Raw genomic sequence first — 24,111 nt, 5'->3', positions numbered from 1 at the left:
GTCCGGGAACGGTCACCGACCGTGTGCGGCGGGGGAGTTGCCGTGACGTCCGGTCAACAGGCAGGTCACCAGCTTACGTTGCCTCCGCTCACGGGAACGCGGCAGGGGCGGGGTGCTCGCGCGAGCACCCCGCCCCTGCCGCGTCCGGTACGGCGCCGGGCTGCCGTCAGCCCTCCACGGCCGCCGGGTCCATCCAGACGACCTCCCAGGTGTGGCCGTCGAGGTCGTCGAAGGAACGGCCGTACATGAAGCCGAGGTCCTGGGTGTCGCCGGCCACGGAGCCGCCCGCCGCCAGCGCCTTCTCCACCAGGGTGTCGACCTTCTCGCGGCTCTCGGCGCTCAGCGCCAGCAGCACCGCGCTGGTCTTGCGGGCGTCCGCGATCTCCTTCTTCGTGAACTGCGCGTACTTCTCCTTCGTCAGCAGCATCGCGATGATCGTGTCGCTGATCACGACGGACGCCGTGGACTCGTCGCTGAACTGCTCGTTGACGGAGTAACCGAGCGCCGTGTAGAACGCCCGCGACGCCTCGATGTTCTCGACGGGCAGGTTCACGAAGATCATCTGCTGGTACATGACGGGGCCTCTCCCTGTGTTCGTTGCCGTTCGAGGGGGTAGACCCCGGGCTTGCGCGGAACTCATCGCGCCCAGGACACTTTTTTCGGCCCGTCTCCGCTCAGCCGCCCAGCGGCCACGCCGACAGCTCGGCCACCGCCACGGTGAGCGGCCCGAACAGGGCGAGCAGCGCGACCGCGCGCAGGGCGGCGGCCCGGCGCAGCGTGCCCGCCGGCGCCCCCAGCCGGCGCAGCGAGGCGGTGGTGTCCGCGTGCGCCTGCTTCGCCTCGACGGCCGCCGTGAGCAGCGTCGCCACCGTGCAGCCGGCCACCAGCAGCACGCCGAGCACCACGAGCGGACCGGCCGACGGGTCGTCCCGGTCGTGCAGCGACGCCATCGCGTATGCGGCCGACACCACCGCGCAGACCACGCCCAGCGGCCGTCCGATGCGCGTCGCCTCCGTCATCAGCACCCGCCCGGCCAGCAGCCGCAGCGCGCCCGGCCGCACCGCCTGGAGCAGCCGCCCGCACAGATGGGCGAGCCCGGGGCCGACCAGGGCCAGGCCGAGCGAGGTCAGCGCCAGCCCGAGGAACGCGGCCGGTCCGCCCGTGGAGCCGGTACGGCTGGTGAGCGCCTCCACCGCCAGCCCCACCGCGAGCACCGCGACGCCCCAGGGCAGCCCCGCCGGGGCCGCGGTCGGCACCGGGGGCGGTACGACGGCGGGGGAGGCGACGGGGGAGGCGTCGCCGGCTTCCGCGCCGGTCGCGTCGGCCGCCTCCACCGGTGCGCCGTTCCGCTCCTCCGCGGGCGCCTCCACCGCCGTACGCCGTCCGCGCGCGGCGGCTCCGAACTGCCGCCCGAACCGCCCGTACGCGCCGAACGACTCCCGCGCCGGGGAGCGCCGGTACCCGCCGAACCGGCCGTACGTCCGTGCCGCGCGGCCCGCGCCCCTCACCGGCTCGCGCGGCCGCAGCGACACGGCGGCCGCCGCCGAGGCGCTCAGCGGCACCAGGGCCAGCAGCGTCAGCGCGGCAGGCATCGGCAGGGGCCGCCCGGCGGCCAGGAACTCCCGCGCGCCCCCGTCGAGGGGCATGCCGGTCAGGTCGCCGCGCAGCTGGAGGAAGACGAGCAGCGCCAGCGCCGAACCCAGCAGGCAGGACAGGGCGGTGGTCGCCGCGGAGATCGCCATCAGCTTGACCGGGCCGAGCCCGACCGCCGACAGACCGGGCCGGGGCCGGGTCGCCGGATCGGTGCGGGCGACCGCGACCGCCAGGTAGACCGTGGCCGCGAGCGGCGCCGTGCACCAGGCCAGCCGCAGCGAGGAGGCGGCGGGGTCCGGGTGGGTCAGCGCATGCCCGAGGGCGCTCAGCAGCAGGAAGCCCGTCCCGGCCGAGGCGCCCGCGACGAGGAGCCGGCGGACCTGGACGGCGGGCTGGGCCCCGAGGCTCAGACGGAGAGCGAGCACGCCGCCCGGCCTTCCGACTCGGCCGGTCCGGAGACCGGGGGGAGGTGCACGGTCCGCACGCACCGCCCGTCGAGCAGCGACACGGTGCGGTCGGCGAGGGCGGCGGTCCGCGCGTCGTGGGTGGCGAGGACCACGGTGATGCCGTGCGAGCGGGCCGCCGTGGTGAGCGTGCGCAGCACGTGGGCGTGGTCGCCGCGGTGCAGCGGTGCGGTCGGCTCGTCGGCGAACAGCACCGAGGGCGCCGGGGCCAGCGCACGGGCGATGCACACCCGCTGCCGCTCCGCGTGCGTGAGTTCGACGGGGTGCTTGCGCGCCCGGTCGCCGACGTCGAGGCGCTCCATCCACTCCAGGGCGGCGGCCTTGGCGCGGCGGCGTCCAATGCCGCGCAGCATGAGCGGCAGCGCGGCGTTCTCCCAGACGTTCAGCTCGGGCACCAGCACCGGGGCCGGGTCGATCCAGCCGAACCGGTCGCGGCGCAGCCGCTCCCGGGCCGCAGGGCCCATGGTGTGCACGGGCACGCTGTTGAACCAGACCTCGCCGTCGTCGGCGGGCACCAGGCCGGACAGGCAGCGCAGCAGGGTCGACTTGCCGCTGCCGCGCGGGCCTGAGACGGCGAGGATCTCGCCCTCCCGGACGCCGAGCGAGACCCCGCTCAGGCCGGGCGAGCCGTCGTCGTGCCGGAAGTGCAGGGCACGCGCCCAGAGCACGTCGTTGTCCGGTGGGGCCACCATGGCGTACACCTCGGTTCGGATCGGAAATGCCGTGCGCTCTTCGGGTAATTCCCCCGTCCGGGGGAACGAAGGGCGGGCCGATCGGTCACTGGCACGCTAGGCAGGCGGTGGCGGGCGGCAGGACAGCACGCGGCCCCGGACCGCCGTTTCTCACTCGAACGGGCGGCACCGGGGCCGGTGTTGATCATTCAAAGAGAAGATCGGTACCTCGGACGGCCTACGGCCGCGGCCGGCTCGTCGGCCTACAGCTTGGTCCATGCCTCCGTGAGGGTCGCGCGCAGGATCTGCTCGATCTCGTCGAAGGTCTCCTGGTCGGAGATCAGCGGCGGCGCGAGCTGGATCACCGGGTCGCCGCGGTCGTCGGCACGGCAGTACAGGCCGTTCTCGAACAGCTTCTTGGACAGGAAGCCGTACAGCACGCGCTCGGTCTCGTCGGCGTCGAAGGACTCCTTGGTCGCCTTGTCCTTGACCAGCTCGATGCCGTAGAAGAAGCCGTTGCCGCGGACGTCGCCGACGATCGGCAGGTCGTGCAGCTTCTCCAGGGTGGCGCGGAACGCGCCCTCGTTGTCGAGGACGTGCTGGTTGAGGCCCTCGCGCTCGAACAGGTCGAGGTTGGCGAGGCCGACCGCCGCGGACACCGGGTGGCCGCCGAAGGTGTAGCCGTGCAGGAAGGTGTTGTCGCCCTGGTAGAACGGCTCGGCGAGCCGGTCGGAGACGATGCACGCGCCGATCGGGGAGTAGCCCGAGGTCATGCCCTTGGCGCAGGTGATCATGTCCGGGACGTAGCCGAACTTGTCGCAGGCGAAGGTGGTGCCGAGGCGGCCGAAGGCGCAGATGACCTCGTCGGAGACCAGCAGCACGTCGTACCGGTCGCAGATCTCGCGGACCCGCTGGAAGTAGCCGGGCGGGGGCGGGAAGCAGCCGCCCGCGTTCTGCACGGGCTCCAGGAAGACCGCGGCGACGGTGTCCGGGCCCTCGAAGAGGATCTGCTGCTCGATCTGGTCGGCGGCCCAGCGGCCGAACGCCTCCGGGTCGTCGCCGTGGATCGGCGCCCGGTAGATGTTGGTGTTGGGCACCTTGTGCGCGCCCGGCACCAGCGGCTCGAAGGGCGCCTTGAGGGCGGGCAGGCCGGTGATGGACAGGGCGCCCTGCGGGGTGCCGTGGTAGGCGACCGCGCGGGAGATGACCTTGTACTTGGTCGGCTTGCCGGTCAGCTTGTAGTACTGCTTGGCGAGCTTCCACGCGGTCTCCACCGCCTCGCCGCCGCCAGTGGTGAAGAAGACCTTGTTGAGGTCGCCCGGCGCCTCGTGCGCGAGCCGCTCCGCGAGCTCCACGGCCTTGGGGTGGGCGTAGGACCACACCGGGAAGAACGCCAGCTCCTGCGCCTGCTTCGCGGCGGTCTCGGCGAGCTCCTGGCGGCCGTGGCCGGCCTGCACCACGAACAGGCCCGCCAGGCCGTCGAGGTAGCGCCTGCCCCGGTCGTCGTAGATGTGGGTGCCCTCACCGCGGACGATGGTGGGGACGGGCGCGTTCTCGTACGACGACATGCGGGTGAAGTGCATCCACAGGTGGTCGTACGCGGACTTGCTGAGGTCCTTGGGGGTGTCGGTGCTCACGGTTATCGGGTTCCCCACATGTAGGTCTGCTTCTTGAGCTTGAGGTAGACGAAACTCTCGGTGGAGCGCACGCCGGGCACGGCCCGGATGCGTTTGTTGATGACCTCCAGCAGGTGGTCGTCGTCCTCGCAGACGATCTCGACCATCAGGTCGAAGGATCCGGCGGTCATCACCACGTACTCGCACTCGGACATCGCGGCCAGCGCGTCGGCGACGGCCTCCACGTCCCCCTCGACGTTGACGCCGACCATCGCCTGCCGGCGGAAGCCCACGGTGAGCGGGTCCGTGACGGCGACGATCTGCATCACGCCCTGGTCGAGCAGCTTCTGCACCCGCTGGCGCACGGCCGCCTCCGACAGGCCCACGGCCTTGCCGATCGCGGCGTACGGCCGGCGGCCGTCCTCCTGGAGCTGCTCGATGATGGCGAGGGAGACGGCGTCCAACTGCGGTACGCCGCCGTTCCTGGACTCGCGGGAGTCCTTGGGGTCTGCGCTTCGACTGGCCACGGGGCCACTGTGCACGACGTATCGACAGTTTCGCAAGGCGTGATCGATGAAATCCGTTGTTGACGAAGCCGATGCTTGCGGATTTCGCAGATGCGGGGGGAGTGGGGGTGTTGAAAACGTCAGCGGTCCGTCTAGGGTGGGTGTCTCAGAGGTTGGACACCTCGCACCCGTACACACCCGACACCTCGGGCACCCACGAGGAACACCAGGAGGGCCTGCAGTGAGCACCGAGCTGCGTCGTCTGCGCAACTACATCGGCGGTGAGTTCCGGGACGCCGCCGACGGACGGACCACCGAGGTGGTCAACCCCGCGACCGGCGAGGCGTACGCGACGGCTCCGCTGTCCGGTGCCGCGGACGTCGACGCCGCGATGGCCGCCGCCGCCGAGGCCTTCCCCGGCTGGCGCGACACCACCCCGGCCGAGCGGCAGAAGGCGCTGCTGAAGATCGCGGACGCCTTCGAGGAGCGCGCCGAGGAACTCATCGCCGCCGAGGTGGAGAACACGGGCAAGCCGACCGGGCTGACCCGCACCGAGGAGATCCCGCCGATGGTGGACCAGATCCGCTTCTTCGCGGGCGCGGCGCGGATGCTCGAGGGCAAGGGCGCCGGTGAGTACATGGAGGGCCTGACCTCCTTCGTGCGCCGCGAGCCGGTCGGCGTCTGCGCCCAGGTGGCGCCCTGGAACTACCCGATGATGATGGCCGTGTGGAAGTTCGCCCCGGCGATCGCCGCGGGCAACACGGTCGTCCTCAAGCCGTCGGACACCACCCCCGCCTCCACCGTCCTGATCGCCGAGATCCTCGGCTCGATCCTCCCCAAGGGCGTCTTCAACGTCGTCTGCGGCGACCGTGAGACCGGCCGCCTGATGGTCGAGCACCCGACCCCGGCGATGGCCTCCATCACCGGCTCGGTGCGCGCGGGCATGGCGGTCGCCGAGTCCGCGTCCAAGGACCTCAAGCGGGTCCACCTGGAGCTGGGCGGCAAGGCCCCGGTCGTGGTGTTCGAGGACGTCGACATCGCCAAGGCGGTCGCGGGCATCTCCGAGGCCGGTTACTTCAACGCCGGCCAGGACTGCACGGCCGCCACGCGCGTGCTGGTGCACGAGTCCGTGCACGACGAGTTCGTGCGGGCGCTCGCCAAGGCCGCCTCCGGCATCAGGACGGGCATGCCCGACGACGAGGACGTCCTCTACGGCCCGCTCAACAACCCCAACCAGCTCGCCCAGGTCGAGGGCTTCATCGAGCGGCTGCCCGCGCACGCGCGCGTCGAGGCCGGCGGCAAGCGGGTCGGCGACCAGGGCTACTTCTACGCGCCGACCGTCGTCTCCGGCCTCAAGCAGGACGACGAGATCGTCCAGAAGGAGGTCTTCGGACCGGTCATCACCGTCCAGTCCTTCACGGACGAGGACCAGGCCGTCGCGTACGCCAACGGCGTGGAGTACGCGCTGGCGTCGTCGGTGTGGACCAAGGACCACGCCCGCGCGATGCGGATGTCCAAGAAGCTGGACTTCGGCTGCGTGTGGATCAACACCCACATCCCGCTGGTCGCGGAGATGCCGCACGGCGGCTTCAAGAAGTCGGGCTACGGCAAGGACCTGTCGGCCTACGGCTTCGACGACTACACGCGGATCAAGCACGTGATGACCTCGCTGGAGGACTGACGCGCCGATCGTCGGCCCCGGACGGTGCACCGCACCGGTCCGGGGCCGACGTGCGTTCGGCGACCCGCCGTCCCTCAGTTTTGAACATGTTCAACTTCGGGCGTACGCTCCTGCCATGAGCGACAGAGCCGCCCTGCTCAAGGGCATTCGCGTCTGGCTGGTGTTCTTCGTCGTCTGTCTGGTGCTCAGCGGGGCCACGGCCTTCCCTCTGGTGCACGAACTGCGCTGGACCGAGGAGGCGCTGCGGACCCTCGGGGCGCCCGAGCGCCTCCCCGGCCTCATGGAATGGATCGAGCGCGTACGGGACGGGCTCGACACCGCCGACGCCGAGCACCCCTTCCTGCTCTACGGCACCGACTGGCTGGCCTTCGCCCATCTCGTCATCGCGGTCGCCTTCCTCGGCCCCTACCGGGACCCCGTACGCAACGTCTGGGTCGTGGAGTTCGGTCTCATCGCCTGCGCGGGCGTCATCCCGCTCGCCCTGATCTGCGGCCCGGTGCGCGGCATCCCCTTCTGGTGGAGCGTCATCGACATGGCGTTCGGCGTGTTCGGCGCGATCCCGCTGTACCTCGTCCGGAAGAAGATCAAGCGGCTGGAGGCGCTCACGGAGGCAGCCGTTCCGGGGGCCGCCGCCGTCCCTGCTCAGTAGGGTCGGGTCCATGAGAGGCGAACGGGTGGGCGGGGCCGTCACCTGGGGGCTCCTGGGCGCGTGGGTCGTGCACGACATCGAGGAACTGGTCACCGTGCCGGGCTGGTCGAGGCGCAACGTGCCGGAGCTGCGGAAGCGGTTCCCGCGGGTGCCGGAGCGGGTGTGGCGGCGGGCCGAAACCATGGACGCGGCCGAATTCGCCGCCGCCGTGGGCGTCATGGGGGTCCTCGTCGGGGCAGCGTCCGCCGCCGGGCGGCTGACCGGAGGACGCTCCGGCTTCTATCAGGGCGCGTTGACCGGCTTCGGGCTGCACGGCGTGACGCACATGGCCCAGGCCGTCGCCGTACGCGGCTACACCCCTGGCTCCGTGACGTCGTCGCTGGTCGTCGTCCCGTTCACGCTGTGGGCGCGGGGCCGGCTGCGGAGGGCCGGGGTGCTGCGTCCCGCCCGGCCCCGGGACGCGGTGGCCGGGCTCGCGGCCGCCGGGGCGGCCACGGCCGCGTCGCACGTCGTGGCGCGCCGGCTGCTCGGCACGGCGCTCCGGGCGTCATGAGGGGGCGCGTTCGCCCGCTGCGCCGGTCGTCATGAGACGGGGCGGTCGCGCAGCTCGCACAGGACGTCGATGCGGTTGGTGGTGATCGAGTCCACGCCCGCGGCCAGCAGGCGGCGCATCGAGCGGCGGGTGTCCGGGGTCCACACGGACAGCAGACAGCCGTCGCGGTGCACGCGGTCCGCGAGCGCCCGGTCCACCAGGCTGAAGCGGTAGTTGAGCCAGCGCGGCCGGACCGCCTCCAGCAGACCGGCGCGCGGCGGCGCGGTGGACGTGTGGGTGAGCGCGATCTCCGCGTCCGGGTCCACCGCCCGCACGGCCAGCATGGCGGGGGCGCCCGCGCAGTAGTACACGCGGTCCTCGGCGCCCCGCTCCCGGACCACGTCCACGATGCGGCGCACGGCGCGCTCGCCCGGGGCGCCGGGCAGGTCGATCATCACCCTGCTGCCCTCGGTCGCCGCCAGCGCGTCGGCGAGGGCGGGCACCCCGCCGTCCGTCACCGCGCGCACCTCGTCCCAGGTGAGGGAGGCGAGGGGACGGTCGTGGTCCCACAGGCGGCCGAGCGTCGCGTCGTGCAGCAGCACCGGGACGCCGTCCCGGGTCAGCCGCACGTCGATCTCGACCGCGTCCGCGCCCCGCCGCATCGCGGAGCGCAGCGACGCCAGGGTGTTCTCCCGGACGCGGTAGGGGTCGCCGCGGTGGGCCACGGCCGTCACGTTCTGCATGGTGCCCTTCGCGGGTGGTCAGGAGGCGGGAGTGGTCAGGAGGCGAGCCAGGAGGAGGTGTACGAGTCGATCCCGGCCGCCAGCCGCGCCTTGCCGGCCGGGTCCAGGAACGACGCCTCGACCGCGTTCTTGGCGAGATCCGCGAGACCCCGCTCGTCGAGGTCCAGCAGCCGGGCGGCGACCGCGTACTCGTTGCAGAGGTCGGTGCCGAACATCGGCGGGTCGTCGGAGTTGATCGTCACCAGCACGCCGGCCCGGGTGAACTCCCTGACGGGGTGCTCGTCCAGGGTGGCGACCGCGCGGGTGGCGATGTTCGACGTCGGGCACACCTCCAGCGGGATGCGCCGCTCGGCGAGGTGCTCCAGCAGCTTCGGGTCCTGGGCGGCGCTGGTGCCGTGGCCGATGCGCTCGGCGCCCAGCTCGTTCAGCGCGTCCCAGATCGTCTCCGGTCCCGTGGTCTCGCCCGCGTGCGGCACCGAGCGCAGCCCGGCCGCGAGGGCCCGGTCGAAGTACGGCTTGAACTGCGGGCGCGGCACGCCGATCTCGGGGCCGCCCAGCCCGAAGGAGACCAGGCCCTCCGGGCGCAGCCGGTCGTCGGTCGCGAGCCGCGTCGTCTCCTCGGCCGCCTCCAGGCCGGCCTCGCCCGGGATGTCGAAGCACCAGCGCAGCACGGTGCCCAGCTCGCTCTCGGCCGCCTTGCGGGCGTCCTCGATCGCCTCCATGAAGGCGCGCTCGTCGATCCCGCGACGGGTGGAGGAGAACGGGGTGATCGTCAGCTCGGCGTACCGCACCTGCTGCCGGGCCAGCTCACGGGCCACCTCGTAGGTCAGCAGCCGCACGTCCTCGGGGGTGCGGATCAGGTCGACGACGGACAGGTACACCTCGATGAAGTGCGCGAAGTCCGTGAAGGTGAAGTAGTCGGCGAGGGCCTCGGGGTCGGTGGGGACCTTCGAGTCGGGGTGGCGGGCGGCCAGCTCCGACACGATGCGCGGGGAGGCGGAGCCGACGTGGTGCACGTGCAGTTCGGCCTTGGGCAGTCCGGCGATGAAGGCGTGCAGGTCACGGACCTGTCCGGCGGTGGCCGCGGTGGCGTGGCGGTCGGTCAAGGTTCCTCCCCGGGAACGGCGTCCCCGTCCGGTTCGCGGCGGGACGCGGGTGATCGGCTGATCGGCGGTGCGGGGATCATCGTAGGCCGGGCGTACGCGGGAAGGGCGTGGGCCGTAGCATGACGGTCCGTCCGAGGAAGGGGTCGCAGCGCATGTCCGACGACGCACCGGCACCGGGGGCCGGGGACCGCACGGGGGACGCCACGCCTTCAGGGGGTTCGTCCACCCCCGAGGTGTGGCCGGCGCCGGCCGACGGCGGGGCGCCGCACGTGGCCCCGCAGGACGGTTCGCTGGTGGACGCGCGGACCACCGAGACGGGTGGTGCGGCGGCGGCTGCGGCGCCGGGCGGGGCGCGGGGTGCGGCGGGTACGGCCGCGGCCGGTACGCCTCCGGCCGATCCCTGGGTGTTGCCCGGTGACCCCCCGCCGTCCGCCGGCGGTCCGGGTGCGACCGTGGTGGCCGGGCAGCCCGCGCCGTGGTCGTCGCCCACCGTGCACGACGGGCCGGCGTCCGGCGCGTCCGCGGTGCACGAGCAGCAGACGGTGACGTCCTTCCCTGCGGCCTCGAACACGGCGCCGCCTTCCGCCGCGCCGGTGGCCGGGCCGTACGGCGGGGCCTGGGCGGGGCCCTCGGGCGCGGCCGTACCGCCGCCGCCGATCGGCCCGGAGGGGCCGGGGCAGGTCCCCTACGGTTACCCGCACGCGGGGTACGCGGGCGCGCCCGCCCCGGGCTATCCCGGCGGCTGGGCCGGGGCAGCGGCCCCCCTGCCGAGCAACGGCATGGGAGTCGCCTCCCTGGTCCTCGGGATCATCGCGGCGGCCGCGTTCTGCCTGTGGCCGGTGGCCGTCGTGCTGGGTCTGCTCGCGGTGATCTTCGGGGCGATCGGGCGGGGCAAGGCGAACCGCGGCGAGGCGACGAACGGGGGGCAGGCGTTGGCGGGGGTGATCTGCGGGGCGGTGGGCAGTGCGTTGGCTCTTGCCTTCGGCATCATCGTCCTGGTCACCTGAGCCGACGTCGACGTGCCGTCCGCTCTTGATGCCCGGCGCAGACGGCGGGGGCGCCCCGTAAGGGGCGCGGGGAACTGCGCGACCGGCCACCCTGCGGCCTGCACCCGGCGTGCAACGGTTCCCGGCACTCGGGTGGCCGTAGGGGCTGTGGGCGCGGGCCCGCTGGGGGTGCCGCCTGCGCCCACCCTCCCCCACTCTCGGCTTCGCTCGAGCGGGAGGTACCCCCATCGCCCTGGGGGTACCTCCCAGGCCCTCAAGGCACTGGGGGAGGCACGACTGCCCGCAGGCGGCGGCGTGCCTCAAGGGGCGCGGGGAACTGCGCGATCAGCCCCGTGCGGCCTGCACCCGGCGTGCGACAGTCCCCGGCACCCCGGTGGCCGTACGGGGGTGTGGCGCGGGGCCGCCGACGGCGGCCGTGGGTCACCGCTCGTCGGTGTGCCGCCCGTACTCCGCCTCCCGCAGCCGCCGCCGCGCCTCCATCAGGGCGAAGCCCAGCAGGTTCGGGCCGTGCCAGCGGGTCGGGTCGTTGGCCGCTTCCGTGTCGGCCGCGAGGCCTATGCCCCAGACGCGGTCGACGGGGCTGGCCTCGACCAGGACGCGGTCGCCCGTGTTCAGAAGGAAGGACCGCAGCTCACCGTGAGCTGCGAACTTGTGCTCGCTGCCCGCCACCACGATCCCGAACCGCTCCCGCCGCCAGACCTCCTCGTCGAAGTCCCGGACGAGACGCCCCGCCTTCTTCGCCTCGGCGGGGTGCTCCGCGGCCAGGACGCGGCGCTCGGCCTCCGCGTCGCCGAAGAGACGCGCCTTGGCCGCCATCATCCAGTGCTCGGCGGTCGCGTACTCCACGCCGTCGACGGTGAACGGGGACGGCCACCACTGGCTCAGGCAGCTCGGCCCGATCCGCCCGTCGGGCAGCGGCCGGTGTCCCCAGAAGTGCAGGTACTTCACCCGCTCCCCGGCCCGGACCGCCTCGATCAGCGCCTCCCGGGACGCCACCGTCCCTGCCGTGCCCGCCACGCCCATCACCCCCCTGTCGACCGGTGCGCGCAGCAGTCTCGCAGGCGCCACTGACACTCCGTCCCTCCTTTTCCGTCGCCACTCGACACCTGGTCGACAGATTTCGTCGCGTAACCAAATGGCAACAACGGAATCACTTGTTGGAGTGCCTTCGCTCTGTCAGGATCGGCACTCAAATCGAGCTCAGGCCACGCCGCCCCCTCGGGGACACGGAGGAGAGCGACATGCACAAACCCGGCACCACCCCGCAGGACCGCTTCCCGGCCGCCGAACGGTTCGCGGACGGCGCGCAGTTCATCGCGGGCCGTCCGGCCAAGGGCACCTCGGGACGCACCCACTCCGTCGTGGACCCGGCCACCGGCGCTCAGGTGTACACCTACGACCTCGCCGGCGCCGACGACGTCGACGCGGCCGTCGCCGCCGCGCGGGAGGCGTTCCCGGCCTGGGCGTCCGCCACCCCCGGCGAGCGTTCCGACGCCCTGCACCGGTTCGCCACCGTGGTCGCCGAGCGGGCGGAGGACTTCGCCCGCGCCGAGTCGCTCCAGTGCGGCAAGCCGCTGAAGCTGACCCGCGAGTTCGACGTGCCGGGCACCGTCGACAACATCGCCTTCTTCGCCGGCGCCGCCCGCCACCTCGCGGGGCAGTCGGCAGGCGAGTACTCGGGCGACCACACCTCCTACGTCCGCCGCGAGCCCATCGGCGTCGTCGGCTCCATCGCCCCCTGGAACTACCCGCTCCAGATGGCCGCGTGGAAGATCCTCCCGGCGATCGCGGCGGGCAACACGATTGTGCTGAAGCCCGCCGAGCTGACCCCGCTCACCTCGCTGATGTTCGCGCAGGCCGCGCACGACGCGGGCCTCCCGGACGGGGTGGTCAACATCGTCACCGGCACCGGCAAGGAGGCCGGCGAGCACCTGGTCGGCCACCCCGACGTGGCGATGACGTCCTTCACCGGCTCCACCGCCGTCGGCAAGCGCGTCGCCGAGATCGCCACCGCCACCGTCAAGCGCCTCCATCTGGAGCTCGGCGGCAAGGCGCCCTTCGTGGTGTTCGACGACGCCGACCTCGACGCGGCCGTCCACGGCGCCGTCGCGGGCGCGCTCATCAACACCGGCCAGGACTGCACGGCCGCCACGCGCGCGTACGTGCAGCGCCCGCTGTACGACGCGTTCGTCGAGCGCACCGCCGCGCTGATGGAGACCGTGCGGCTGGGCGACCCCTTCGCCCCCGGCACCGACCTCGGCCCGCTGGTCTCCCACGCCCAGCGCGACCGGGTGGCCGGTTTCGTCGAGCGCGCGCGTGCCTACGCGCGCGTGGTGACCGGCGGCGGGACACCCCTGGGCGATCTGGCCGACGGCGCGTACTATCGCCCCACGCTGATCGCCGGCGCACCGCAGGACAGCGAGGTCGTGCAGTCGGAGATCTTCGGGCCGGTGCTGGTCGTCCTGCCCTTCGACACCGACGACGAGGGCATCGCACGCGCCAACGACACCCCGTACGGGCTCGCCGCCTCCGCCTGGAGCCGGGACGTGTACCGCACGGGCCGGGCCACCCGCGAGATCAAGGCCGGGTGCGTGTGGATCAACGACCACATCCCGATCATCAGCGAGATGCCGCACGGCGGCTACAAGGCGTCCGGCTTCGGCAAGGACATGTCCGCGTACTCCTTCGAGGAGTACACCCAGATCAAACACGTCATGTTCGACAACACCGCGGTGGTCCGCAAGGACTGGCACCGCACCGTCTTCGGGGACCGATAGCAGCCAGGCCGCCCGACCCGCGGCCACTTCCCGAAAGGGCACCACGCGCATGGAGCAGTACGAGCCCGACCGCCTCTCGCCGGCCCAGGAGGCGGCGATACGGCGCAGTTTCCGCGACGGAAGGGCGGCCCTGACCCGCCGTTCCCTGCTGCGCGCCTCGACGGGCGGCGCCCTTGCGGTCGGCGGCCTGGGCGCGCTGAGCGCCTGCGGCATCCCCGCGGCCGGGAACACGGAGGGCGGCGTCCCCGCGGAGGACCGCTCGGCGAAGGAGAGGACCGTCGCCTTCTCCAACTGGACCGAGTACATGGACGTCGACGACAGCGGGCGCCGGCACCCCACGCTGGAGGCGTTCACCCGGCGCACCGGCATCAAGGTCACGTACACCGAGGACATCAACGACAACACCGAGTTCTTCGGCAAGATCAAGCCGCAGCTCGCCGGGGGACAGGACACCGGCCGCGACATCATCGTCCTCACCGACTGGCTGGCCGCCCGCCTGATCCGCCTCGGCTGGGTGCAGAAGCTCGACGCCTCCCACCTGCCGCACGCCTTCGCCAACGTCGCCTCGTCGTACCGCACCCCCGACTGGGACCCCGGCCGCGCCTACTCGTACCCCTGGCAGGGCATCGCGACGGTCATCGCGTACAACCGGAAGGCGCTCGACGGCGTCGAGGTGAGGACCCTGTCCGACCTGCTGGACAACCCGAAACTCAAGGGCCGGGTCGGGCTGCTCACCGAGATGCGCGACACCATGGGCATGGCGCTGCTCGACATGGGCAAGGACCCCCGGTCCTTCAGCGCCGACGACTACGACGCGGCCCTCGCCCGGCTGCAGAAGACGGTCGACAAGGGCCAGATCCGCCGCTTCACCGGCAACGACTACACCGCCGACCTCGCCAAGGGCGACCTCGCCGCGTGCGTCGCCTGGGCCGGTGACGTCGTCCAGCTCCAGGCCGACAACCCGGACATCGGCTTCGTCATCCCGGACAGCGGCTACATGCTCTCCAGCGACAACCTGCTGATCCCCAACAAGGCCCGGCACAAGACGAACGCCGAGCGCCTGATCGACTACTACTTCGAGCCGCGGCCGGCCGCCCAGCTCGCCGCCTACATCAACTTCGTCTGTCCGGTCGACGGGGTGAAGGACGAGCTCGCGAAGCTCGACGAGGACGCGGCGAACAACCCGCTGATCCTCCCCGACCAGGACATGCAGGCCAAGTCCCGCGCCTTCCGCTCGCTGAGCTCCGAGGAAGAGACGGCGTTCGAGGGCAAGTTCGCGAAGCTCACGGGGGCGTGACGAGATGAAGACCACCGACGGGACCACCACGGCCGGCGGCGACGTCCGCCTCACCGGGATCACCAAGTCCTACGGCGACTTCACCGCCGTGCACCCGCTCGACCTGACCGTCCCGCAGGGCTCCTTCTTCGCCCTGCTCGGCGCGTCCGGCTGCGGCAAGACCACCACCCTGCGCATGATCGCCGGCCTGGAGGAGCCCACCGCGGGCACCGTCCACCTCGGCGACCAGGACGTCACCGCGCTGCCGCCGTACAAGCGGCCGGTGAACACCGTCTTCCAGTCCTACGCCCTCTTCCCGCACCTCGACATCTACGAGAACGTCGCCTTCGGCCTGCGCCGGCGCGGCATCAAGAGCGTGAAGAAGCAGGTCGAGGAGATGCTGGAGCTGGTGCAGCTCGGCGAGCAGGCGCGCAAGAAGCCCCACCAGCTCTCCGGCGGCCAGCAGCAGCGCGTCGCCGTCGCCCGCGCGCTGATCAACCACCCCAAGGTGCTGCTCCTCGACGAGCCGCTCGGCGCGCTCGACCTGAAGCTGCGCCGCCAGATGCAGCTGGAGCTCAAGCGCATCCAGACCGAGGTCGGCATCACCTTCGTGCACGTCACCCACGACCAGGAGGAGGCCATGACCATGGCCGACTGCGTCGCGGTGATGAACGCCGGCCGGGTCGAGCAGCTCGGCACCCCCGCGGACCTGTACGAGAACCCGCGCACCACGTTCGTCGCGAACTTCCTCGGCACCTCCAACTTCATCGAGGCCGAGGTCGACTCGGCGTCCGGCTCCCAGATCGTGCTGAAGGCGGGCGGCGGCAAGCTCGTCCTGCCCGAGGCCCGCAACAGCGCCCCCGCCCGCACCGGCGGCAAGGTCCTGCTCGGAGTGCGCCCGGAGAAGATCTCCCTCACCCACGCCGACGAGGCCGGAGAGATACCCGAGGGCCGCAACCGGATCACCGGGCGGATAGCCCACTCCAGCTTCATCGGCGTCTCCACCCAGTACGTGATCGACAGCCCGGTCTGCACCGCGTTCGAGGTCTACGTGCAGAACATCGACCGCGACCCCCGGCTGGTGCCCGGCGCCGAGGTCGTCCTGCACTGGAACCCGGACCACACCTTCGGCCTGGACGCGGCACAGTCCCTGCTCGCCGGGACGGTGGGCTCCGCCGGGGTCGGGACGGCCGGGGAAGAGGTCGCCTGATGGCCACGCTCACCGAGGCGCCACCGCCGCTCGCGCCGCCCGCCCCCGGGGCGAAGCCGCCGCGCCGGCGCGGCCGCTGGACGCCGTACCTGCTCCTGCTGCCCGGCCTGCTCTGGCTCGTGGTGTTCTTCGCGCTGCCGGTGATCTACCAGGCCTCCACGTCCGTGCAGACGGGCTCCCTGGAGGAGGGCTACAAGGTCACCTGGCATTTCGCGACCTACTGGGACGCGCTGTCCGAGTACTGGCCGCAGTTCGTCCGCTCGGTGGTCTACGCGGCCTCCGCGACCGTGCTGTGCCTGCTGCTCGGCTACCCGCTGGCGTATCTGATCGCCTTCCGCGCGGGACGCTGGCGCAACCTGATCATGATCCTGGTGATCGCGCCGTTCTTCACCAGCTTCCTGATCCGCACCCTCGCCTGGAAGACGATCCTCGCCGACGGCGGCCCGGTGGTCGGCGCCCTGGACGCGCTGCACGTCCTCGACGTCACGGCGTTCCTCGGCTGGACGGCCGACGACCGGGTGCTCGCCACCCCGCTCGCGGTGGTGTGCGGTCTGACGTACAACTTCCTGCCGTTCATGATCCTTCCGCTCTACACCTCGCTGGAACGGATCGACCCCCGGCTGCACGAGGCGGCGAACGACCTGTACGCCAAGCCGTCCACCACCTTCCGCAGGGTCACCTTCCCGCTGTCGATGCCGGGCGTGGTCTCCGGCACGCTACTGACCTTCATCCCCGCGTCCGGCGACTACATCAACGCGGACCTGCTCGGCTCCACCGACACCCGGATGGTCGGCAACGTCATCCAGTCCCAGTTCCTGCGGATCCTGGACTACCCGACGGCCGCGGCGCTCTCGTTCATCCTGATGGCCGCGATCCTCGCCGTCGTCACGGTCTACATCCGCAAGTCCGGCACGGAGGATCTGGTCTGATGGCCTTCGTCACGTGGTTCAAACGCAATGTCGTCGTCGTCGCGGGCCTGCTGACGCTGGCCTACCTCCTGCTGCCGAACGTCGTCGTCACGGTGTTCTCCTTCAACCGTCCCAAGGGCCGCTTCAACTACGAGTGGCAGCAGTTCTCCACCGACGCCTGGCGGGACCCGTGCGGGGTCTCCGGGCTGTGCGAGTCGCTCGGCCTCAGCCTTCAGCTCGCCTTCTGGGCCACCCTCGGCGCCACGCTGCTCGGCACGATGATCGCGTTCGCACTGGTCCGCTACCGCTTCCGCGCCCGCGGCGCCGTCAACTCGCTGATCTTCCTGCCGATGGCGATGCCCGAGGTGGTGATGGCGGCCTCGCTGCTCACCCTGTTCCTCAACATGGGCGCCGAGCTGGGCTTCTGGACCATCCTGATCGCCCACATCATGTTCTGCCTCAGCTTCGTCGTGGTCGCCGTGAAGGCGCGCGTGATGTCGATGGACCCCCGGCTGGAACAGGCCGCGCAGGACCTCTACGCCGGCCCGGCGCAGACGTTCCTGCGGGTCACGCTGCCGATCGCCGCCCCCGGCATCGCGGCGGGCGCGCTGCTCGCCTTCGCCCTGTCCTTCGACGACTTCATCATCACCAACTTCACCGCCGGTTCGACCGTCACCTTCCCGATGTTCGTCTGGGGCTCCGCGCAGCGCGGCACGCCCGTCCAGATCAACGTCATCGGCACCGCCATGTTCGTCGTGGCCGTGCTGCTGGTGCTGGTCTCCATGGCCGTCGGCAACCGCCGCCGGCGGCAGAAGGCATGAAGGCACTGTAGAACCGTAAGGAATCGTAGGGAGTTGACATCATGGCCCCTGGCGCCATGAGCCGTTGGACGACATCTCTTTCCGAGGCCCGCCCGGTCTCCTACTGGCTGGACGACCCCGGCCGCCCCGCCCCCGAGCCGGCCCTGACCGGCCCGGTCACCTGCGACCTGCTGGTCGTGGGCGGCGGCTACAGCGGACTGTGGACCGCGCTGATCGCCAAGGAGCGCGACCCGTCCCGAGACGTGGTGCTGGTGGAGGGCCGCGAGGTCGGCTGGGCCGCCTCCGGGCGCAACGGCGGGTTCTGCGCCGCCTCCCTCACCCACGGCCTGGCCAACGGGCTCGCCCGCTGGCCGGGCGAGATCCACACCCTGGAGCGGCTGGGCGCCCGCAACCTCGACGCCATCGAGGAGACGCTGGCCCGGCACTCCATCGACTGCGACTTCGAGCGCACCGGCGAGATCGACGTCGCCACCGAGCCGTACCAGGCGGAGGAACTGCGGTCCTGGTACGAGGAGATCGCCGCCCGGGGCCTCGCCGACGGCATCGAGTTCCTGGACGCCCACGCGGTGCGCGAGCAGGTCGACTCGCCCACCTTCCTCGCCGGTCTGCACGACCGCCGGGGCGTCGCCATGCTCAACCCGGCCCGGCTCGCCTGGGGCCTGAAACGGGCCTGCCTCGCCCTCGGGGTGCGCGTGTACGAGCACACCCCCGCCCTCACCTTGAAGCGGTACGGGGCCGGCATGGCGGTGCGCACCCCGTACGGCGCGGTCCGCGCCCGCCGGGTCGCGCTCGGCACCAACGTCTTCCCCAGCCTGGTGCGCCGGGTCCGCCCGTACACCGTCCCGGTCTACGACTACGCCCTGATGACCGAGCCGCTCACCGACGCCCAGCTCGCCTCCGTCGGCTGGAGGAACCGCCAGGGGCTCGGCGACAGCGCCAACCAGTTCCACTACTTCCGGCTCTCCGCCGACAACCGCATCCTGTGGGGCGGCTACGACGCGGTCTACCCGTACGGCGGCCGGGTGCGCGCCGAGTACGACGACCGGCCGGAGACGTACGCCAGGCTCGCCGGGCACTTCTTCACCTGCTTCCCGCAGCTGGAGGGCGTGCGCTTCACCCACGCCTGGGGCGGCGCGATCGACACCTGCTCCCGTTTCTCGGCGTTCTTCGGCACCGCGCACGCGGGGCGGGTGGCGTACGCGGCGGGCTACACGGGGCTCGGCGTGGGCGCGACGCGGTTCGGCGCGGAGGTGATGCTGGACCTGCTGGCGGGGGAGCGGACCGAGCGCACGGAGCTTCAGATGGTGCGCAGCAAGCCGCTGCCGTTCCCGCCGGAGCCGTTCGCCTGGTCCGGCATCGCTCTCACCAAGTGGGCGCTGGCCAGGGCGGACGCGCACCAGGGGCGGCGGAACCTGTGGCTGCGGACGATGGACCGGCTGGGCCTCGGCTTCGACAGCTGAGCCCGCGGGGGCTTGACAACCGAATTGGTCTGGACCAAATTGAGCGCGCTCCGCCCTCCAAATCCCCCATGCCCGGAGGCACTTGTGGACCGCCCCAGACCTCCCGCGCGCCGGCCCCTGACGGCGCTGCTCACCGCCACCGCCCTCGCCGCCACCGGCACGGCCGCGCTGTCGTCGGCCGCCCGCGCGGCCGACGCGGACCTCGCCCGCAACGGCGGCTTCGAGTCCGGCCTCGACGGCTGGAGCTGTACCGCCGGCACGACCGTGAACGCGCCCGTGCACAGCGGCACCTCGGCGCTGAAGGCGACCCCGGCCGGCGCCGACAACGCGCGCTGCGCGCAGACCGTCACCGTGAAGCCGGAGTCCCAGTACACGCTCACCGGTCACGTCCAGGGCAGCTACGTCTACCTGGGCGCCGAGGGCACCGGCACCACCGACGTCTCCACCTGGACCCAGTCCGCGCCCGCCTGGCAGCAGCTCACCACCACCTTCCGCACCGGCCCCTCCACCACCCGCGTCACGATCTACACCCACGGCTGGTACGGCACCGGCGCCTACCACGCCGACGACATCACCCTGGTCGGCCCCGGCGGCGAGACAGGACAGCCGCCCGCCCCGCCGACGGGCCTCCGCGCGTCCGGGGTCACCTCCACCAGCGTCTCCCTGTCCTGGTCACCCGTGTCCGGCGCCACCGGCTACGCGGTCTACCGCGACGGAACCAAGGTGCGGACGGTGACCGGGACGTCGGCGACCCTCACCGGGCTGTCCCCCTCGACGGCGTACGCCTTCCAGGTGGCCGCCCTCAACGACGCGGGGGAGTCGGCCCGTTCGGCCACCGTCACCGCGACGACCTCGACCCCCGACTCCGGCGGCGGCGACTCCGGTCTCCCGGCCCACGCCCTGGTCGGCTACCTCCACGCCAGCTTCGCCAACGGCTCCGGCTACACCCGGCTCGCCGACGTCCCCGACAGCTGGGACGTCATCGACCTGGCCTTCGGCGAGCCGACCTCCGTCACCTCCGGCGACATCCGCTTCGACCGCTGCCCGGATCGGGGAGAGTGCCCCGGCGTGGAGAGCGACGCCGAGTTCAAGGCGGCGATCAAGGCCAAGCAGGCGGCCGGGAAGAAGGTGCTGATCTCCATCGGCGGGCAGAACGGCCAGGTCCAGCTCACCACCGCCGCCGCCCGCGACATGTTCGTGTCCTCCGTCTCGAAGATCATCGACGAGTACGGACTCGACGGCCTGGACATCGACTTCGAGGGCCACTCGCTCTCCCTCGACGCCGACGACACCGACTTCAAGAACCCGAAGACCCCGGTGATCGTCAACCTGATCTCGGCGCTGAGGACCCTCAAGGCCAAGTACGGCGACGACTTCGTGCTGACCATGGCCCCGGAGACGTTCTTCGTCCAGCTCGGGTACCAGTACTACGGCACCGGCAAGTGGGGCGGCCAGGACCCGCGGGCGGGCGCCTACCTCCCCGTGATCCACGCCCTGCGCGACGACCTGACCCTGCTGCACGTCCAGGACTACAACTCCGGCCCGATCATGGGCCTGGACAACCAGTACCACTCGATGGGCGGCGCCGACTTCCATATCGCGATGACCGACATGCTGCTCACCGGCTTCCCGGTCGCCGGCGACGCGAACAACGCCTTCCCGCCGCTCCGCCCCGACCAGGTCGCCATCGGCATGCCGGCCACCGCCAACGCCGGCAACGGCCACGTGTCCCCGGCCGAGGTCACCAAGACCCTCGACTGCCTGACGAAGCGCGTCAACTGCGGCAGTTACGCCACCCACGGCACCTGGCCGGAGCTGCGCGGCCTGATGACCTGGTCGATCAACTGGGACCGCTTCGGCGGCTGGGAGTTCCAGCGGACGTTCGACGGCTACTTCGGCTGACCAGCGCCAGTCCCACGAGCAGCGCCGCGCCGAGGCACCAGCTGCCCGCCACGTCCAGCGGCCAGTGGTAGCCCCGGCGCACCAGCCCGTAGGACGCGCCCAGGATCAGCAGCGCGCACAGCGCCACCAGTGCGCGCCGGACGGCCGGCGACCCGAGCAGCGGAAGGAACAGCAGGGTCGCCGCGCCGTACGCGACGACCGCCGTGGCGGTGTGGCCGGACGGGTAGTAGCCGGTCGCCGGCGGGACGGCGGGGGTGCCCGGGCGGTCCGTCCACGCCTTCAGCGGGACGACCAGGACGGGGACCAGGACCATGGCCGCCGCCCCGGCCGCGGGCGGCAGCCACCAGCGGTCCACACCTGTGGCGCGCAGCCGCCACGCCGTGACGGCCAGCGCGATCGCCAGGACGGGCAGGGCGACCTGGGCGTTGCCGAGGTCGGAGAGCAGCTCGGAGGCCCGGTCGGGACGGACCAGGGCGTCGCTGAGCCGTGCGTCGAGGTCCAGCAGCGGACCGTCGGCGAGGACCTGCCAGGTGATCAGCGAGAAGAGCAGGAGCGGCACGACCAGCAGCAGCATGCGGGACAGCTTCGCAGGCGGGCGGGGGCGGACACACCGGAGGGCCGGCACAAAGGGGGGTGTGCGCCGGCCCTCCGGGGAACGGCTTGCCGTGTCTGGTGCCCGGACGGCCGTCCGGATCGGAACGTCGCGCGCCCCGGGGGGTCTGGGGCGGGCGACCGTCCGATCGTGAGGAGACCCGGGGCCCGCGGGCCCCGGTTGTGTGCGCGAGGCACGACCAGGTCGAAGCTGGGGAGGCCCCGGCCTGAACCGCCCACAGTCCCCTGTGGACGGGGTGTATCTCTCATCCGGGTAGAAACCTACGGCAGGGGGTGGCCCCGCGACAGGGCACACGGGCTCCTGTCATCCACCTCGCACACGTTCTTCACACGCTCTGCCGCTGTCCGGATCCGGACGGCCGGGGCAGGGGGTACGGGCGGCTCACCTGCCCCGATGCGCGGTCCGGCGCCGGGCGGGGCCGGAGACGGCCGGAATCAGGGCCGGATCAGGTCCGGACGAAGCACCGGCTCAGGCCCCGGTGAGGGCCGGATCAGATCCGGGTGAACGCCTGCTCGATGATGTCGAGGCCCTCGTTCAGCAGGTCCTCGCCGATGACCAGCGGCGGCAGGAAGCGCAGCACGTTGCCGTAGGTGCCACAGGTCAGGACCAGCAGGCCCTCCTGGTGGCAGGCCTTCGCCAGCGCGGCCGTCGCCTCCGGGTTCGGCTCCTTGGTCGTACGGTCCTTGACCAGCTCGATCGCGATCATCGCGCCCCGGCCCCGGACGTCGCCGACGATGTCGAACTTCTCGGCCATGGCGGTGAGGCGGCCCTTCATGACCTCCTCGATCCGCTTCGCCCTGGCGTTGAGGTCGAGCTCCTTCATCGTCTCGATCGCGCCGAGCGCACCCGCGCAGGCGACCGGGTTGCCGCCGTAGGTGCCGCCCAGGCCGCCGGAGTGCGCGGCGTCCATGATCTCCGCGCGGCCGGTGACCGCGGCCAGCGGCAGACCGCCCGCGATGCCCTTCGCCGTGGTGATCAGGTCGGGCACGATGCCCTCGTCCTCGCAGGCGAACCACTGGCCGGTGCGGCAGAAGCCGGACTGGATCTCGTCCGCCACGAACACGATGCCGTTGTCCCGGGCGAACCGGCTGATCGCCGGCAGGAAGCCCTTGGCCGGCTCGATGAAGCCGCCCTCGCCGAGCACCGGCTCGATGATGATCGCGGCGATGTTCTCGGCGCCGACCTGCTTGGACATCTGGTCGATCGCCTGCGCGGCGGCCTCCGGGCCCGCGTTCTCCGGACCGGTCGGCCAGCGGTAGCCGTAGGCGACCGGGACGCGGTACACCTCGGGCGCGAACGGGCCGAAGCCGTGCTTGTACGGCATGTTCTTCGCGGTCAGCGCCATCGTGAGGTTGGTACGGCCGTGGTAGCCGTGGTCGAACACGACGACCGCCTGCCGCTTGGTGTACGCACGCGCGATCTTGACGGCGTTCTCGACGGCCTCGGCGCCGCTGTTGAACAGCGCGGACTTCTTCGCGTGGTCGCCCGGCGTCAGCTCGGCGAGCGCCTCGGCGACGGCCACGTAGCCCTCGTACGGCGTGACCATGAAACAGGTGTGGGTGAAGTCGGCGAGCTGCGCGGAGGCGCGGCGGACGACGGCCTCGGCGGACGCGCCGACGGAGGTCACGGCGATGCCGGAACCGAAGTCGATCAGACGGTTGCCGTCGACGTCCTCGATGATGCCGCCGCCGGCCCGCGCGGTGAACACGGGCAGCACGGAACCCACGCCCTGCGCGACCGCGGCGGTACGGCGGGCCTGCAGCTCCTGCGACTTCGGGCCGGGGATGGCGGTGACGACGCGGCGCTCCTGCGGAAGTGCGGTCATGCGGGGCTCCTGGGGGGTGAAACGGACGCTCGGTGCTTCTTTTCTCGCAGGCTAGGGCGGGGCACGAAGGCTGGGCATGCTCCATGTGGGCGTTGTCCGGGGGTCCCGGTTGTCCGTGGTGGACATACCCGCCCGGGACCGGCCGTGCCGACGCGACGCGGCGACGCGTTCCGGCCGGAGTCGGACCCCGGCCGTGCCATCGGTGAACAGCGCCTGCCGGGGCGTTAGATTGACGTGTCGACAGGCGGACGAGGCGGCTGCTCAGGGGGCAGGGGCGATGGACAGCGAGGGTACCCAGGACGCGCGGGGCACGCAGGCGGGCCCCGTGCCGCGCCCGGCGGGACCACCTCAGGTGCCGGCGGCGCCACCGCGCCCCGCGCACGCACCGGGCATGCCGCCGCCCCCGGACGGCTCCGCGTTCCTCGCCTGGCTGCGCACCGCCCGCCCGGAGACGCTCCCCGGCATCTGGCGGTTCGGCCACCGGCCGCGCCCCGAGGAGGAGCCGGAGCGCATCCCCGGCCGCCAGCTGTTCAGCGGCGCGCTGATCGCGTTCCTGGTCGGCTGGCTGATCTGGTCGCTGCTGTGGAACGGCTACCTCGGCGGCTGGTGGCTGCTGCCGCTGTACGCGATGATCCCCGACTCCTGGGCCGAGCCGGCCCACGCCGACCATGATGATCCCGGCGACGAGGACGTAGTAGGCGTAGACGACCACGACGGAGGCGAAGCTGTGCGGCTCGGCCCAGGAGTCGGG

The 24,111-nt window shown here is 72.2% G+C and carries 21 protein-coding genes and 1 pseudogene; 12 read left to right on the top strand and 10 right to left on the bottom strand.

Going from position 1 to position 24,111, the window contains the following annotated elements; all coding sequences use genetic code 11:
- Positions 1-166: 166 nt before the first annotated feature.
- The 5 genes from CCN29_RS11745 to CCN29_RS11725 all read right to left on the bottom strand — a co-directional run bounded on the left by CCN29_RS11745 (position 167) and on the right by CCN29_RS11725 (position 4,886).
- Positions 167-574: a VOC family protein gene (locus tag CCN29_RS11745; RefSeq protein ID WP_006136587.1), complete on the bottom strand. Its 408-nt coding sequence runs from the start codon at positions 572-574 to the stop codon at positions 167-169.
- 100 nt (positions 575-674) lie between these two features.
- Positions 675-2,018, bottom strand: coding sequence for a hypothetical protein (locus tag CCN29_RS11740; RefSeq protein WP_031023267.1), 1,344 nt, complete (start codon positions 2,016-2,018; stop codon positions 675-677).
- Positions 2,000-2,749: an ABC transporter ATP-binding protein gene (locus CCN29_RS11735; protein WP_006136585.1), complete on the bottom strand. Its 750-nt coding sequence runs from the start codon at positions 2,747-2,749 to the stop codon at positions 2,000-2,002. Before CCN29_RS11735 ends, CCN29_RS11740 begins: the two co-directional genes overlap by 19 nt.
- A 242-nt stretch (positions 2,750-2,991) precedes the next feature.
- A complete protein-coding gene (locus tag CCN29_RS11730; protein ID WP_086681511.1) occupies positions 2,992-4,365 on the bottom strand; it encodes an aspartate aminotransferase family protein in 1,374 nt (457 codons plus the stop codon).
- Positions 4,366-4,367: 2 nt separating this feature from the next.
- A complete protein-coding gene (locus CCN29_RS11725) occupies positions 4,368-4,886 on the bottom strand; it encodes an Lrp/AsnC family transcriptional regulator (protein WP_031023264.1) in 519 nt (172 codons plus the stop codon).
- A 205-nt stretch (positions 4,887-5,091) separates the two neighbouring features.
- On the opposite strand from CCN29_RS11725, the gene CCN29_RS11720 reads away from it, so the two are divergent.
- The 3 genes from CCN29_RS11720 (at position 5,092) to CCN29_RS11710 (ending at position 7,733) form a co-directional block, all read left to right on the top strand.
- Positions 5,092-6,531 (top strand): gamma-aminobutyraldehyde dehydrogenase, encoded by a 1,440-nt coding sequence (locus tag CCN29_RS11720; RefSeq protein ID WP_086681508.1) that lies wholly within the window; start codon positions 5,092-5,094, stop codon positions 6,529-6,531.
- A gap of 115 nt (positions 6,532-6,646) precedes the next feature.
- The gene (locus CCN29_RS11715) at positions 6,647-7,180 is read left to right on the top strand and encodes a hypothetical protein (protein WP_031023263.1); all 534 of its coding nucleotides are present in this window, start codon (positions 6,647-6,649) and stop codon (positions 7,178-7,180) included.
- A gap of 10 nt (positions 7,181-7,190) precedes the next feature.
- Positions 7,191-7,733 (top strand): HXXEE domain-containing protein, encoded by a 543-nt coding sequence (locus CCN29_RS11710; RefSeq protein WP_086681505.1) that lies wholly within the window; start codon positions 7,191-7,193, stop codon positions 7,731-7,733.
- 29 nt (positions 7,734-7,762) lie between these two features.
- On the opposite strand, the gene CCN29_RS11705 is transcribed toward CCN29_RS11710, so the two are convergent.
- Together CCN29_RS11705 and CCN29_RS11700 are read right to left on the bottom strand one after the other, a co-directional pair.
- Complete coding sequence (locus tag CCN29_RS11705) at positions 7,763-8,455, bottom strand: glycerophosphodiester phosphodiesterase (protein WP_086681502.1); 693 nt, start codon at positions 8,453-8,455, stop codon at positions 7,763-7,765.
- Between the two features lie 35 nt (positions 8,456-8,490).
- A complete protein-coding gene (locus CCN29_RS11700; RefSeq protein ID WP_086016217.1) occupies positions 8,491-9,615 on the bottom strand; it encodes an adenosine deaminase in 1,125 nt (374 codons plus the stop codon).
- A gap of 98 nt (positions 9,616-9,713) precedes the next feature.
- On the opposite strand from CCN29_RS11700, the gene CCN29_RS35805 reads away from it, so the two are divergent.
- Positions 9,714-10,568 (top strand): DUF4190 domain-containing protein, encoded by an 855-nt coding sequence (locus CCN29_RS35805; protein WP_369152497.1) that lies wholly within the window; start codon positions 9,714-9,716, stop codon positions 10,566-10,568.
- Positions 10,569-10,988: 420 nt separating this feature from the next.
- On the opposite strand, the gene ybiA is transcribed toward CCN29_RS35805, so the two are convergent.
- Complete coding sequence (gene ybiA, locus CCN29_RS11690; RefSeq protein ID WP_086681500.1) at positions 10,989-11,591, bottom strand: riboflavin biosynthesis intermediates N-glycosidase; 603 nt, start codon at positions 11,589-11,591, stop codon at positions 10,989-10,991.
- A gap of 218 nt (positions 11,592-11,809) precedes the next feature.
- Between ybiA and CCN29_RS11685 the strand changes: the two genes are divergently transcribed.
- The 7 genes from CCN29_RS11685 to CCN29_RS11655 all read left to right on the top strand — a co-directional run bounded on the left by CCN29_RS11685 (position 11,810) and on the right by CCN29_RS11655 (position 20,922).
- On the top strand, positions 11,810-13,345 hold the full coding sequence (locus CCN29_RS11685; protein ID WP_086681497.1) for a gamma-aminobutyraldehyde dehydrogenase: 1,536 nt from the start codon (positions 11,810-11,812) through the stop codon (positions 13,343-13,345).
- Positions 13,346-13,394: 49 nt separating this feature from the next.
- Positions 13,395-14,642, top strand: a complete 1,248-nt coding sequence (locus tag CCN29_RS11680; protein WP_086681494.1) for a polyamine ABC transporter substrate-binding protein — start codon at positions 13,395-13,397, stop codon at positions 14,640-14,642.
- Between the two features lie 4 nt (positions 14,643-14,646).
- Complete coding sequence (locus CCN29_RS11675; protein WP_086681491.1) at positions 14,647-15,831, top strand: ABC transporter ATP-binding protein; 1,185 nt, start codon at positions 14,647-14,649, stop codon at positions 15,829-15,831.
- On the top strand, positions 15,831-16,760 hold the full coding sequence (locus CCN29_RS11670; RefSeq protein ID WP_086681489.1) for an ABC transporter permease: 930 nt from the start codon (positions 15,831-15,833) through the stop codon (positions 16,758-16,760). Before CCN29_RS11675 ends, CCN29_RS11670 begins: the two co-directional genes overlap by 1 nt.
- A complete protein-coding gene (locus CCN29_RS11665; protein ID WP_006135669.1) occupies positions 16,760-17,560 on the top strand; it encodes an ABC transporter permease in 801 nt (266 codons plus the stop codon). The genes CCN29_RS11670 and CCN29_RS11665 overlap by 1 nt, the downstream gene beginning before the upstream one ends.
- Before the next feature lie 41 nt (positions 17,561-17,601).
- A complete protein-coding gene (locus tag CCN29_RS11660; RefSeq protein WP_086681486.1) occupies positions 17,602-19,020 on the top strand; it encodes an NAD(P)/FAD-dependent oxidoreductase in 1,419 nt (472 codons plus the stop codon).
- Positions 19,021-19,104: 84 nt separating this feature from the next.
- Positions 19,105-20,922: a chitinase gene (locus tag CCN29_RS11655; protein WP_086681482.1), complete on the top strand. Its 1,818-nt coding sequence runs from the start codon at positions 19,105-19,107 to the stop codon at positions 20,920-20,922.
- On the opposite strand, the gene CCN29_RS11650 is transcribed toward CCN29_RS11655, so the two are convergent.
- Positions 20,861-21,496 (bottom strand): phosphatase PAP2 family protein, encoded by a 636-nt coding sequence (locus CCN29_RS11650; RefSeq protein ID WP_086681479.1) that lies wholly within the window; start codon positions 21,494-21,496, stop codon positions 20,861-20,863. The two genes, CCN29_RS11655 and CCN29_RS11650, sit on opposite strands and share 62 nt — an antisense overlap.
- 529 nt (positions 21,497-22,025) lie before the next feature.
- A complete protein-coding gene (gene gabT, locus CCN29_RS11645) occupies positions 22,026-23,360 on the bottom strand; it encodes a 4-aminobutyrate--2-oxoglutarate transaminase (protein ID WP_006135665.1) in 1,335 nt (444 codons plus the stop codon).
- A 277-nt stretch (positions 23,361-23,637) separates the two neighbouring features.
- On the opposite strand from gabT, the pseudogene CCN29_RS11640 reads away from it, so the two are divergent.
- Positions 23,638-24,111: pseudogene (locus CCN29_RS11640) on the top strand (hypothetical protein); the annotation flags it as partial.

The organism is Streptomyces pseudogriseolus (genome assembly GCA_002154585.1).
Taxonomy (GTDB): Bacteria; Actinomycetota; Actinomycetes; order Streptomycetales; family Streptomycetaceae; genus Streptomyces; species Streptomyces pseudogriseolus.
Note: the sequence above shows the minus strand (reverse complement) of the source record. Positions and strands in the feature narration are given on the sequence as shown.